The sequence below is a fragment of the Pseudomonas sp. BF-R-19 genome, from assembly GCF_019956445.1.
Lineage (GTDB): Bacteria > Pseudomonadota > Gammaproteobacteria > Pseudomonadales > Pseudomonadaceae > Aquipseudomonas > Aquipseudomonas fluorescens_BH.
In genome coordinates this window covers 12,438-25,587 of record NZ_JAHBDN010000092.1, presented here as the reverse complement: position 1 = coordinate 25,587, position 13,150 = coordinate 12,438, and the positions used below count along the sequence as shown (strand labels likewise).

Below are 13,150 nucleotides of genomic sequence, written 5' to 3'. Positions count from 1 at the left end.
AACTGATCCGCCCGGTCGGCGAACCGACCCGGCGGGACTGGATTGCGGTGATGAGCGTGATGCTCGGTGCGTTCATGGCGGTGCTGGACATCCAGATCACCAACTCCTCGCTCAAGGACATCCAGGGTGCGCTGTCGGCGACCCTGGAAGAAGGTTCGTGGATTTCCACCTCGTACCTGGTGGCGGAAATCATCATGATCCCGCTGACCGCCTGGCTCGTGCAGTTGCTGTCGGCCCGGCGCCTGGCGGTGTGGGTGTCCCTCGGATTCCTGGCCGCGTCCCTGCTCTGCTCCATGGCGTGGAGCCTGGAAAGCATGATCGTGTTCCGCGCCCTGCAAGGCTTTACCGGTGGCGCGCTGATTCCGCTGGCGTTCACCCTGACCCTGATCAAGCTCCCGGAGCACCACCGCGCCAAAGGCATGGCCATGTTCGCCATGACCGCCACCTTCGCACCCTCCATCGGCCCGACCCTCGGCGGCTGGCTGACGGAGAACTGGGGCTGGGAATACATTTTCTACATCAACATCCCGCCCGGCCTGATCATGATCGCCGGCCTGATGTACGGCCTGGAGAAAAAAGAAGCGCACTGGGAACTGCTGAAAAGCACCGACTACGCAGGCATTCTCACCCTCGGCGTCGGGCTCGGTTGCTTGCAGGTATTTCTGGAGGAAGGCCATCGCAAGGACTGGCTGGAGTCGAGCCTGATCGTGACCCTGGGCAGCATCGCACTGGTCAGCCTGATCAGCTTTGTCATCGTGCAGTTTTCCAAACCCAACCCACTGATCAATCTCGGCATCCTCGGCAACCGCAACTTCGGGTTATCCAGTATTTCCAGCGTCGGGATGGGGGTCGGGTTGTACGGTTCGATCTACCTGCTGCCGCTGTACCTGGCGCAGATCCAGAACTACAACGCCCTGCAGATCGGTGAAGTGATCATGTGGATGGGCGTGCCGCAGCTGTTCCTGATCCCGCTGGTGCCCAAGTTGATGAAGTATGTCTCGCCGAAATGGCTGTGCACCCTGGGCTTCGGGCTGTTCGGGCTGGCGAGTTTCTCTTCGGGCGTGCTGAACCCGGACTTCGCCGGGCCGCAGTTCAATCAGATCCAGATCATCCGCGCCCTGGGCCAACCGCTGATCATGGTGACCATCTCGCTGATCGCCACCGCCTACATCCTGCCCCAGGATGCGGGATCGGCCTCGAGCCTGTTCAACATCCTGCGCAACCTCGGCGGCGCCATCGGCATCGCCCTGCTCGCCACGCTGCTGGACGCGCGGACCAAGGTTTACTTTGACTACCTTCGTGAATCTATTGTGCCGAGCAATCCGCAGGTGGCCGAACGTATTGCCTCGCTGGCTGATCGGCTGGGCAACGAAACGGCAGCACTGGGCAAACTCAGCGAGATCGCCCACCAACAGGCGTCGATCATGGCCTACAACGATGCGTTTCATTTTGTCGGGATTGCGTTGGGGATCAGCATGCTGGCGGTGTTGTTGACCAGGAAATTGCCAGAGGGGTTGAAGGCGGGTGAGGCGCACTAGTCAAGTATTGTGGCGCCAAGACTGGCCCCTTCGCGAGCAAGCCCGCTCCCACAGGGATCACACTGAACCTTGTGGGAGCGGGCTTGCTCGCGAAGAAGCCCGCACATTCACCGCAAATCTCAGACAGTCAGCAACCGCTCACGCAACTTGGCAATCTCGTCGCGCATCTGCGCCGCCGCTTCGAATTCCAGATCGCGGGCGAGCTGGTACATCTTCTCTTCCAGGGCCTTGATACGCTTGGCGATCTCGCCCGGCGAGCGCAGTTCGGCCTCGTACCGGGCGTTTTCCTCGGCGGCCTTGGCCATGCCCTTGCGCTTTTTACTGCGCGAACCGGGCACGGTGGCGCCTTCCATGATGTCGGCGACGTCCTTGAACACACCTTTGGGGGTGATGCCGTTGGCCAGGTTGAAGGCAATCTGCTTGTCGCGACGGCGCTCGGTTTCGCCGATGGCCCGCTCCATGGAACCGGTGATCCGGTCGGCATACAGAATCGCCCGGCCATTGAGGTTACGCGCCGCCCGGCCGATGGTCTGGATCAGCGAGCGCTCGGAACGCAGGAAACCTTCCTTGTCGGCGTCGAGAATCGCCACCAGCGACACTTCCGGCATGTCCAGGCCTTCGCGCAGCAGGTTGATCCCTACCAGCACATCGAAAGTGCCGAGGCGCAGATCGCGGATGATCTCGACCCGCTCCACGGTATCGATGTCCGAGTGCAGGTAACGCACGCGCACGCCGTGGTCGGCCAGGTAATCGGTCAAATCCTCGGCCATGCGCTTGGTCAGCGTGGTGACGAGCACCCGCTCTTCCAGAGCGACACGCTTGCTGATTTCCGAGAGCAAATCGTCGACCTGGGTCAACGCCGGGCGAATCTCGATTTGCGGGTCCACCAGCCCGGTCGGGCGCACCACCATGTCAATGACGCGCCCGGCGTGTTCGGCTTCGTAGTTGCCCGGGGTCGCCGAGACGAAAATCGTCTGCGGGCTGATGCTTTCCCATTCATCGAAACGCATCGGCCGGTTGTCCAGTGCCGACGGCAGACGGAAGCCGTACTCGACCAGCGTCTCTTTTCGCGAGCGGTCGCCTTTATACATGGCGCCAACCTGCGGAACGCTGACATGGGATTCGTCGATCACCAGCAAGGCATCGGCCGGCAGGTAATCGTAAAGGGTTGGTGGCGCCGCGCCGGCTTCGCGGCCGGACAGATAACGCGAGTAGTTTTCGATGCCGTTGCAGTAACCCAGCTCGAGGATCATCTCCAGATCGAAACGGGTGCGCTGCTCCAGGCGCTGGGCTTCCACCAGTTTGTTGTTGGAGCGCAGGTATTCCAGACGCTCCTGCAATTCGACCTTGATGCCTTCGACCGCGCCCATCAGGGTTTCCCGTGGCGTCACGTAGTGGCTCTTCGGGTAGAAGGTGAAGCGCGGCAGCTTGCGAATGACTTCGCCGGTGAGCGGATCGAACGCCGACAGGCTTTCCACTTCATCGTCGAACAGCTCGATGCGGATCGCCTCGAAATCGGATTCCGCCGGGTGGATATCGATCACATCGCCACGCACGCGGAAGGTCGCACGGGCAAAATCCATGTCGTTGCGGGTGTATTGCAGGTCCGCCAGGCGTCGCAGCAATTCACGCTGATCGAGCCGGTCGCCGCGATCCACGTGCAACACCATCTTCAAATAGGTTTCCGGGCTGCCCAGACCGTAGATGCAGGACACCGTGGTGACGATGATCGCGTCCTTGCGCTCGAGCAAGGCCTTGGTCGCCGACAGACGCATCTGCTCGATGTGGTCGTTGATCGAGGCGTCTTTCTCGATGAAGGTGTCCGAGGACGGCACGTAGGCTTCCGGCTGGTAGTAGTCGTAGTAGGAAACGAAATATTCCACCGCGTTGTTCGGGAAGAATGCCTTGAACTCACCGTACAACTGCGCCGCCAGGGTCTTGTTCGGCGCCAGCACCAGGGTCGGGCGCTGTACCTGGGCGATCACGTTGGCGATGCTGAAGGTCTTGCCCGAGCCGGTCACACCGAGCAGCGTCTGGTGCGCCAGCCCGGCTTCGATGCCCTCGACCATCAGGCGGATGGCTTCCGGCTGATCGCCGGCGGGCTCGAAGCGGGTGACTAGCTGGAATTCAGACATGAAATACCTCTGGATCACTCTTGCCGGTAAAACCGGCACGAACGAGAAAGACCGCAAACGACCGATGTCGCCCGAGGAAAAAACTGGATTGTGCTCAATGTGGAGCCGATTGCCAGCGCTTTCAAGGCAAACGTCCTACATCACGCTAAACCTTTGCCGACGCCATTCGACTAACGGTCGATAAATAATCGGAAAAACTTACCCGAAATGCTGATTCGCCTGTCGCCAGCCATCGCCGATGGCCTCTATACTAGCTCCCCGTTTGTGCACCGCTCTAGTGCATTCGGCTGGAGCGCGACACGTCCCTCCACACTCCATTCAGAGCCGCCGCAATAATGAGCCTGTTCTCCGCTGTCGAAATGGCACCACGCGATCCAATCCTGGGCCTCAACGAAGCATTCAACGCAGATACCCGGACCAACAAAGTCAACCTGGGAGTCGGTGTTTACTGCAACGAGGAGGGGCGAATTCCACTCCTGCGCGCCGTTGTCGAAGCCGAAACCATTCGCGCCGCTCAACACGTTTCCCGTGGCTACCTGCCAATCGACGGTATCGCCGCCTACGACCAGGCTGTGCAGAAATTACTGTTCGGCAATGATTCGCCGCTGATCGCTGCCGGCCGCGTCATCACCACCCAGGCCGTCGGCGGTACCGGCGCACTGAAAATCGGTGCCGACTTCCTCAAGCAACTGCTGCCGAACGCCGTTGTGGCGATCAGCGACCCGAGCTGGGAAAACCACCGCGCCCTGTTTGAAACCGCCGGTTTCCCGGTGCAGAACTACCGCTACTACGACGCCGCCACCCACGACGTGAACCGTACCGGCATGCTGGAAGACCTGAACGCGCTGCCAAACGGCTCGATCATTGTGCTGCACGCCTGCTGCCACAACCCGACCGGCGTGGACCTGAGCCCGGCGGACTGGAAAAACGTCCTGGAAGTCGTTAAAGCCAAAGGCCACGTGCCGTTCCTCGACATGGCGTACCAGGGCTTTGGCGATGGCATCGACGAAGATGCCGCTGCCGTACGCCTGTTTGCTGAATCGGGCCTGACTTTCTTCGCTTCCAGTTCGTTCTCCAAGTCGTTCTCGCTGTACGGCGAGCGCGTTGGCGCCCTGTCGATCGTCAGCGAATCGAAAGAAGAAAGCGCGCGCGTGTTGTCGCAAGTCAAACGCGTGATCCGCACCAACTACTCCAACCCGCCAACCCACGGTGCCAGCGTTGTCGCTGCGGTGCTGAACAGCCCGGAACTGCGCGCCCAGTGGGAAGCCGAACTGGCCGAAATGCGCCTGCGCATTCGCGGCATGCGTACCCAGATGGTCGACCTGCTGGCACAAAAAGCGCCTCAGCGCGATTTCAGCTTCGTCGGTCGTCAGTGCGGCATGTTCTCCTACTCCGGCCTGACGGTTGAGCAAGTTCACCGTCTGCGCAACGAGTTCGGCATCTACGCCCTGGACACCGGCCGCATCTGCGTGGCCGCGCTGAACCAGAGCAACATCAAGGTTGTGACGGACGCTATCGTCCAAGTCATCTGATTACGCCTTGATTTGAAAACGGGAAGCCATGTGGCTTCCCGTTTTTTATTTACTTCAGATAATTCTCAACGCAACGACGCAGCCCTCTAAACTCCACACAATTCAAAATGGGGGAGCGGGCTTGCTCGCGAAGACAATCTGTCTGTGACATTGATGCCAAATGTGCCGCCGCTTTCGCGAGCAAGCCCGCTCCCACAGGTTATGCGTACACTCTGTTATTCCGATGAGAACCCACATGAAAAACGATGACCTGCGCGCCGACCGCGATGACCTGGATGACCTGGATCACTTCACCCCCCGCGCCCCGACAAAACGCGGCAAAAACCTGGTAATGCAAGTCGCTGCTGGTGTATTCCTCGGCGGCCTGGCCCTGTGGCTGGTGCAATTGGGGGCCACGGCGCTCTACGCCAAACTGATGCTTGCCACGATTACCTTCGGCGGTTAAGCCAGTTCGGTCGCACGCTGGCTGGCAGCGTCGTCGTAGGCGACATACAGCGATTCCGCGACCTGGCTCTTGATCGCTTTAGTGCTTTCCAGGCCCAGGACAAACCCTTCGGCCTTGCCACCGGCGCGATTCAACTCATCAGCGGTGCTGGCCTGAGTGATCGCGTCGAAGAGTTTTTCGGCGTGCGGGCCGACACCTTTGGGCAGGCTGATTTGTGCGATGCTCATGCGAGCACCTCGTTGTTTTCGGGCGTTGTGATGGTCAAGCGAGACATGGCGCGTACCTTTTCGGCGAATGGCCGGCAGCGCGTGTAACCACTTCCGGGCAGCCATGGTAGACCTCGCCGGCGATTCTGGTAACCGCCAATCACCGATAAACCACCGTCCGTCCCGATGAATCCGCCGAGTTGTGATCAGGCGCTTGACTTCTCTTTTTGAATCAGTAACATAGGCGCCATTCCGCGATAGCTCAGTTGGTAGAGCAAGTGACTGTTAATCACTGGGTCCCTGGTTCGAGTCCAGGTCGTGGAGCCAGACAAGGTTCGGAGATCAAAATCTCTGACCACAAAAAACCCGCCTTCTGGCGGGTTTTTTCGTTTTGGCGTTTCTTGTTCATGCCTGAGACTTCATCGTCTGCCTGGGCAACTCTCCAAACCGCTGCCGATAGTAATTGGCAAACCGCCCCACATGCCCGAACCCGAACTCCAGCGCCACTTCAGTCACACTGGCGTGCGGCCGCGCCAGCAAGTATTCCCTCGCGGCTTCAAGCCGTAATCCGCGCAAGCGGTCCATCGGGCTTTGCCCGTATTCGCGCTGGCATAGCGTGTTCAAGCTGCGAATGCTCACCCCGGCGGCTACCGCGAGCTCAGCCAGGCTGATGCCCTGCGCAAGGTGTTCGCGCATACAACTGTCGATTTTTTGCAGTTGGCGGGTAGGCTGCCGCGGCGAAGGCGACTCTTGTTGCGCAACGCTACAATGGCTGAGCAGAAACAGCGGCAGGCTTTGCTCCAGATGCTGCAACCAGCGCGAAGGCGTTGCGCTCGTTTCGCCCTCGGGCAAGTGCTCCAGCAACTCGCTGACCAGTCGAAACCAGCGCATCGCCAGTGGGCGTTGCAGGCGGCTGACCGGCGCCAGCGCGAAGCCCGACGGCAAGTCATCGGCCAGTGCCCTCTGGCTGGCATCGAGCAATGCCCGGGGCAGCTTGAGGATCAGTTGCTCACAGCCCTCCTCCCACACCACTCGCGCGTGTTCACGCGGGGACAGAATCGCCACTTCTCCGGGGCTGACGCCATAACCCATGCCGTCGGACTCAAGGGTGGCATTGCCGCGTAGCGGCATCTGTACCAGCACGAAATCTTCGAAAGGCTGCGGCCGGATTTCTACCTGGCCGCCGTAGCGCAGCGCATACAGTTCGCAACTGGCGACCTGGCCACGATAGAACGCCGTATCGACACCGCCCCGCGGCCAATCCAGCTCATGCTCCACCAGCACTTGCCTCATCAACCGCTGGGTTTCCTGTGCCGAGCGGCTGGTAAAGACCGGCTCGCGGCACATCAGCGACAAGTTCAGGCCCACGCTGTTGGCGGTGGCGGCTTGTAAGGTCGTCATCTCAAAGCGACCGATTGCGACGGGCTTCGCTGCGTTGCAGAGTGGCGCTGGGCGTTTCGTTGAACAGCTTGCGGTACTCGCTGGCGAACCGGCCCAGATGCGAGAACCCCCAGCACATCGCGATCACCGAGATGTTGCGCACCGAGGCGTCTTCGAGGATTTCCTGGCGCACCGCGCCGAGGCGATACTTTTTCAGGTAAGCCATGGGCGAGACACCGAAGTGCTTGCGAAAACCTTCGAACAGTTTGAAGCGGGACACACCTGCTGCCGCCTCGATGTCTTCCAGGTGCATGTCTTCGCGGGCGTTGCTTTCGATGAAGTCCTTGGCGCGTACCAGGTAGTACGGCAACTTGACGCCCAGTTGGTCACGCAGTTCGGCACTGTAGTTGTTGGGCTGGGAAAGGATCAGGCCCTTGATCAGCGCGCTTTCGATATCGCGGGTGAAGAACACTTGATTGAACAGATCCTGGCCGCGCTCCAGCTCATCGATGTAGTAACGGGCCAGCCGCCACCAGGAGGCAGAGGCACCGTTGACCGCATCCATCACCGGCTCGAATTTCAGCGGCATTTCCAGCGGGCGCTGCAGCATGCCTTCCAGGGTCTGACGCATGGCCATGCGGGTGATCACCACGGAGATCTTGTGGCAGTCACCGGCCATGGTCAGTGCCTGGGTTTCGTGGGGGGTCACGATCAAGCCCTGGTCCTGGTTGGAGTACAACCGGCGACCGTCCTTGAGCAGCTCCTGTTCGCCGCGAATCGGCAGGCTGAGGCTGTAGCAATTGAGGTGTTCGGCATCCTCGACGCCGATGGTCACGTCGGTGCCGTATTCCATCCGGCCCAAGGTCGTAGACATGGATTTGAACACATTGGCCTTGTGGTGAAACTGAATCCGGTTTGGCTGGCTGGTCTGCAGTTCGTGCGGCCCGCAAATACCGGCCATCCACGCACGGGCACCGGCCAGGTCGTAGCGATCTATGCGGATATCTCGAAACTGGGCAACATTTGGTTCGGTCATTTCAGTACACCCACGGCATTGGACATCGACACGCTCTTCGGCGCGTATTTTCATTGGGTTTGCAAGGGCTATGCCCAGCCGGTGCGAACAGGCGATATCCGCATTTTTTGGCTAGTAATCGGAAACTATCTGGATATCGAACGCGTTGAGCGGCGTAGACGCGCACAGCAACGGTGCCGGCCATGGTCAACGCCATGGGTAATGCGCTACCCAAGGCGTCACTTCAGCGCACAACCGCGTTCGATTTGAGGGCAGGACGTTACCAAAATTTCCAGGTGTAAGTGGTGATCAGGCGGTTCTCCACCCAGTCATTGCCGTGGCTGAATTTGGCAACGACGTTGCCGGCCTCCACCCCCACGCCTTTGAGCGGGCCACTTTGCACCACATAAGACAGCACCAGGTCACGCTCCTGCTCCGCCGCCTGGCTGAGGTTGTCGCCACGGTCCACCGACGTACCCTTGAAGTAGCGGGTCATGAAATTCAGGCCGGGCACGCCGAGGGCGGCGAAATCGTAGTCATAACGGGCCTGCCAGGATTTTTCGTTGGGCTTGATGAACCCGACCCGCGACCAGTTCACCAGAAACGGCTGCGGGACATAACCGCCCAGGGTCGGAAAGTTGCTGTCACCGAGCATGCGCTGGTATCCCACGCCGAAGCGGTGCCCGCCCTTTTTCAGCCAGGTCATGGCACCGTAGGAACGGTTGTCGATGTCGCCGTAGAGGGCATCGCCGTCTTCGCTGTTGTTGAAGTAACGCAGGTCGGTCTTTAGCGAATAACCGTCGCCCAGATCAGCCAGATGGGTGATACCCAGGTAGTGCTGTTGATAGATGTCTTCCAGTTGCGCGTAGAAGTAGGTGCCGGTCAGCGAAGGGGTGAAGGCATAACTGGCGCCGGCGAGGTTAAGGCCGTCGCTGCCGTGGCGCACGCCGGAACCGGTCTGCAGGTACAGCTTTTCGTAGTTGGAGGAATTACGCGCCCCGATCTCCGTCAGCCGTCCGACGGTCAATGTCAGACGGTCGACTTCCTTGGACTCGAGCAAGGCACCGCGATAGGTCGTGACCAGTTGGCGCGAATCGTCAATGATCACCACTGGCAGGAGCGGCCGCAACTCACCGACTTTCAGCTCGGTTTTCGAATAGCGCATTTTTAGCGTCACACCGCCACGGCCGTATTCATCGGCCTGCTCCTGACGGCTCTGGCTGTAAGGGATGATGGTGTCATCGCCGCGCCCGCCACCGCCGTCCAGACGATAGGCATACTGCGCCTCTGCATCGAGGCCGAACTGTACCGGGCCTTCGGTATAGCCGGAGGCGAAACGCAGGTCGAAACCCTGGGTCCAACTGCCCACTCGCGAATGGGGCGGGTTGTTCTCCTTGTAATCCCGATCAATGTAAAAGTTGCGGGTACCCAACGTCAGCTTGCTGTCGTTGACCACATCCGCCTGTGCCAACAATGGCGTCAACAAGCCAACTGTTTGAACCCCCCGAACTAACCACGCTTTATGCAACATATTATTTCTTCCCCCTGCCGCTTATATAGCAACACATGAATAGAAGGCACTTCTGGTACGGAACCCAAGGCCATGAGAGATGGCAGTTTCCAGCGACCTGCAGCGAGACACTCTGGTGGTGCTTCGATTGAAATTAAGCCGCAACAAGTTCGTCAGCGGCTATCCCGTTACTGAACGACAAATAGCCATTTGCTCAGCCGACAAGCGCGACAAAATCCAGTGTTTACGGGGATAACTCGCCAACAGATGAAGAACAGGACTTATTTTCCGGATGGGTTTCCACTATTAAGCGGATAGACCCTGCCAGCCACCACGGCATTAAATGAACCCATGAATTAGCCCATTGGCCGAGGACTGGGATATGACAACTGCACGAAGTGTCGAACAGTGGAAAAATTACATAGAAAGTTGCCTGGACTTCCGCCCGCAAGACGGTGTTTATCGTATTGCCCGCGATATGTTTACCGACCCGGAATTGTTCGATCTGGAAATGGAACTGATTTTCGAGAAGAACTGGATCTACGCCTGCCACGAAAGCGAGATCGCCAATAATCACGACTTCATGACCATGCGTGCCGGGCGCCAGCCGCTGATCATCACCCGCGACGGTGAAGGTCGTCTCAACGCCCTGATCAACGCCTGCCAGCACCGCGGCACCACCCTCACCCGCGTCGGCAAGGGCAACCAGTCAACCTTCACCTGCCCCTTCCATGCCTGGTGCTACAAAAGCGACGGCCGACTGGTGAAGGTCAAGGCGCCGGGCGAATACCCCGAAGGCTTCGACAAGGCCACCCGCGGCCTGAAAAAGGCCCGCATCGAAAGCTACAACGGCTTTGTGTTCGTCAGCCTCGACGTGGCGGGCACCGACACCCTGGAAGACTTCCTCGGTGACGCCAAGGTGTTCTTCGACATGATGGTGGCGCAGTCGCCTACCGGTCAGCTCGAAGTGCTGCCGGGCAAGTCGGCCTACACCTACGACGGCAACTGGAAACTGCAGAACGAGAACGGCCTGGACGGTTATCACGTGAGCACTGTCCACTACAACTACGTGGCCACCGTGCAGCACCGCCAGCAGGTCAACACCGAAAAAGGCCTGAGCGCCGGCGACACCCTGGACTACAGCAAGCTGGGTGCCGGCGACAAGGAAACCGACGACGGCTGGTTCGCCTTCCACAACGGCCACAGCGTGCTGTTCAGCGACATGCCCAACCCTGCCGTGCGCCCAGGCTACGCCAGCATCATGCCGCGCCTGGTCAAGGAACATGGCCAGGGCAAGGCCGAGTGGATGATGCATCGCCTGCGCAACTTGAACGTCTACCCGAGCATGTTCTTCCTCGACCAGATCAGCTCGCAACTGCGGATCATCCGCCCGCTGGCCTGGAACAAAACCGAGATCAACAGCTTCTGCCTGGGCGTGGTCGGCGAGTCGGATGCCGATCGGGAAAACCGCATTCGCCAGTTCGAAGACTTCTTCAACGTGTCCGGCATGGGCACCCCCGATGACCTGGTGGAGTTTCGTGAAGCCCAGCGCGGCTTCCAGGCCCGCCTGGAACGCTGGAGCGACATTTCCCGTGGCGAAGGCAAGTGGGTCAAAGGCGCCACCCGCAACAGCGAAACCATTGGCATCGCGCCGGCACTGACCGGCACCGAGTTCACCCATGAAGGCCTGTATGTCAACCAGCACGCCAACTGGCAGCGCTTTTTGCTCGAAGGTCTGGCGCGCAAGGCGGCCGAACAACAACCGTTGAAACTGCGTGAGGTGTGAACATGAATTCGCAACTGCAATACCGCATCGAGCAATTTCTTTACCGCAACGCCGAGGCCTGCGATGCCCAGGACTGGGACACTTACCTCGACATGTTCAGTGACGACAGCGAGTTCCACCTGCCGCAATGGGATTCGGAGCACGTCTACACCACCGACCCGAAAAAAGGCATGTCGCTGATCTACTACCCCAACCGGGGTGGCCTGGAAGACCGGGTGTTCCGCATTCGCACCGGCAAGGCGGCGTCGACCATTCCGATGCCGCGCACCCTGCACCTGATCAGCAACGTGCGCATCGTGCCGCTGCAGGATGATGAGCTGGAGGTGCGCGTCAACTGGAGCACCCTGTATTACCGCATGCAAACCGCCGAGCAATTCTTCGGCCGCGCCACCTATCGCCTGCGCCCCGACGGCGAGAGCTGGAAGATCGCCCGCAAACACGTGGTGCTGCTCAACGACACGATCAACTCCGTACTCGATTTCTACCACCTCTGAACCCTGCGGATTAACGCCCATGACGTACAAGGTCGCCTTCAGTTTCGCCGACGGCAAAACACTCTTCTGCAACGTGCAGAACAATGAAATCCTGCTCGACGCGGCCCTGCGCAGCGGGATCAAGATTCCGTTGGATTGCCGCGAAGGGGTTTGCGCGACCTGCCAGGGCCGCTGTGAATCCGGGCAGTACACCCAGGACTACGTGGACGATGAAGCCTTGTCGGCCAGCGACCTGGCTGAACGCAAGGTGCTGAGCTGCCAGACACGCGTGCAGTCGGATGCCGCCTTCTACTTCGACTTCGACTCGAGCCTCTGCGGCAGCAGCGGCCCGAGCAGTCTGCAAGGCACCGTGAGCGAGGTGCGACAGGTCTCCCCGACCACCGCGATCGTGCACGTGGAAGTCGGCGCAGCAGGCGCGGCGCTGGACTATCTGCCGGGCCAGTACGCACGCCTGCAAGTACCGGGCACCGAGCATCGGCGCTCGTACTCCTTTGCCTGCGCGCCGGGCAGCAGCAACCTGCAGTTCCTCATTCGCCTGCTGCCCAGCGGTGTGATGACCGACTATGTGCGCGATCGATGCCAGGTCGGTGACGTGATTCACATGGAAGCGCCATTGGGTGCCTTTTACTTGCGCCATATCGACCGCCCGCTGGTGATGGTGGCTGGCGGCACCGGGCTGTCGGCGTTCCTCGGCATGCTCGACCAGATCGCCGGGCAGCATGGCTGCGGTCACCCGGTACACCTCTACTACGGCGTGCGCGAGGCCGCGGACCTGTGCGAGGTCTCGCGCATCGAGGCCTATGCCGCAAGGATCCCGGGGTTCCGTTTCACACCCGTGGTCAGCAACCCCGACCCCGACTGGCCGGGCAAGACCGGCTATATCGCCGAACACCTGGAGTTGGCCGAGCTGCGTGACCAGCCGTTCGACCTGTACCTGTGCGGCCCGCCGCCGATGGTCGAGTCGATCAAGGACTGGCGCCAGCAGCACGGCCTGGATCAAAGCCGCCTTTACCTGGAGAAGTTCACCGAGAGCAACAGCTGACACAGCGACCCATAACAACAATCAATCGGCCCGACCGAACACTGAATCACTGCCCTCATCGACATCT

The 13,150-nt window shown here is 60.0% G+C and carries 11 protein-coding genes and 1 tRNA gene; 7 read left to right on the top strand and 5 right to left on the bottom strand.

Going from position 1 to position 13,150, the window contains the following annotated elements:
- Nucleotides 1-47: 47 nt before the first annotated feature.
- Complete coding sequence (locus KGB28_RS25750) at nt 48-1,538, top strand: MDR family MFS transporter (RefSeq protein WP_223448581.1); 1,491 nt, start codon at nt 48-50, stop codon at nt 1,536-1,538.
- Nucleotides 1,539-1,657: 119 nt separating this feature from the next.
- On the opposite strand, the gene uvrB is transcribed toward KGB28_RS25750, so the two are convergent.
- Nucleotides 1,658-3,673: an excinuclease ABC subunit UvrB gene (uvrB, locus tag KGB28_RS25745; RefSeq protein WP_223448395.1), complete on the bottom strand. Its 2,016-nt coding sequence runs from the start codon at nt 3,671-3,673 to the stop codon at nt 1,658-1,660.
- A 335-nt stretch (nt 3,674-4,008) separates the two neighbouring features.
- Between uvrB and KGB28_RS25740 the strand changes: the two genes are divergently transcribed.
- Nucleotides 4,009-5,205, top strand: coding sequence for an amino acid aminotransferase (locus KGB28_RS25740; RefSeq protein ID WP_008050829.1), 1,197 nt, complete (start codon nt 4,009-4,011; stop codon nt 5,203-5,205).
- Nucleotides 5,206-5,440: 235 nt separating this feature from the next.
- Nucleotides 5,441-5,650: a hypothetical protein gene (locus KGB28_RS25735; RefSeq protein ID WP_223448394.1), complete on the top strand. Its 210-nt coding sequence runs from the start codon at nt 5,441-5,443 to the stop codon at nt 5,648-5,650.
- Here the strand turns inward: KGB28_RS25735 and KGB28_RS25730 are convergent.
- Entirely contained in the window at nt 5,647-5,877 is a 231-nt protein-coding gene (locus KGB28_RS25730) for a hypothetical protein (RefSeq protein WP_008007186.1), read from the bottom strand. The two genes, KGB28_RS25735 and KGB28_RS25730, sit on opposite strands and share 4 nt — an antisense overlap.
- A 230-nt stretch (nt 5,878-6,107) precedes the next feature.
- On the opposite strand from KGB28_RS25730, the gene KGB28_RS25725 reads away from it, so the two are divergent.
- Nucleotides 6,108-6,183, top strand: a tRNA-Asn gene (locus KGB28_RS25725).
- A gap of 78 nt (nt 6,184-6,261) precedes the next feature.
- Here KGB28_RS25725 and KGB28_RS25720 read toward each other — a convergent pair.
- The 3 genes from KGB28_RS25720 to KGB28_RS25710 form a co-directional block, all read right to left on the bottom strand.
- Nucleotides 6,262-7,257 (bottom strand): AraC family transcriptional regulator, encoded by a 996-nt coding sequence (locus tag KGB28_RS25720; protein WP_223448393.1) that lies wholly within the window; start codon nt 7,255-7,257, stop codon nt 6,262-6,264.
- A 1-nt stretch (nt 7,258) separates the two neighbouring features.
- Entirely contained in the window at nt 7,259-8,272 is a 1,014-nt protein-coding gene (locus KGB28_RS25715; RefSeq protein WP_223448392.1) for an AraC family transcriptional regulator, read from the bottom strand.
- Nucleotides 8,273-8,531: 259 nt separating this feature from the next.
- Nucleotides 8,532-9,782: an OprD family porin gene (locus tag KGB28_RS25710; protein WP_223448391.1), complete on the bottom strand. Its 1,251-nt coding sequence runs from the start codon at nt 9,780-9,782 to the stop codon at nt 8,532-8,534.
- Between the two features lie 361 nt (nt 9,783-10,143).
- Between KGB28_RS25710 and antA the strand changes: the two genes are divergently transcribed.
- Genes antA through antC form a run of 3 tightly spaced genes read left to right on the top strand, consistent with a single transcriptional unit; the run spans nt 10,144 to nt 13,083 of the window.
- Nucleotides 10,144-11,547: an anthranilate 1,2-dioxygenase large subunit gene (gene antA, locus KGB28_RS25705; protein WP_223448390.1), complete on the top strand. Its 1,404-nt coding sequence runs from the start codon at nt 10,144-10,146 to the stop codon at nt 11,545-11,547.
- A gap of 2 nt (nt 11,548-11,549) precedes the next feature.
- On the top strand, nt 11,550-12,041 hold the full coding sequence (gene antB / locus KGB28_RS25700) for an anthranilate 1,2-dioxygenase small subunit (protein ID WP_223448389.1): 492 nt from the start codon (nt 11,550-11,552) through the stop codon (nt 12,039-12,041).
- A 19-nt stretch (nt 12,042-12,060) separates the two neighbouring features.
- Entirely contained in the window at nt 12,061-13,083 is a 1,023-nt protein-coding gene (gene antC, locus KGB28_RS25695) for an anthranilate 1,2-dioxygenase electron transfer component AntC (RefSeq protein ID WP_223448388.1), read from the top strand.
- Nucleotides 13,084-13,150 lie beyond the last annotated feature (67 nt).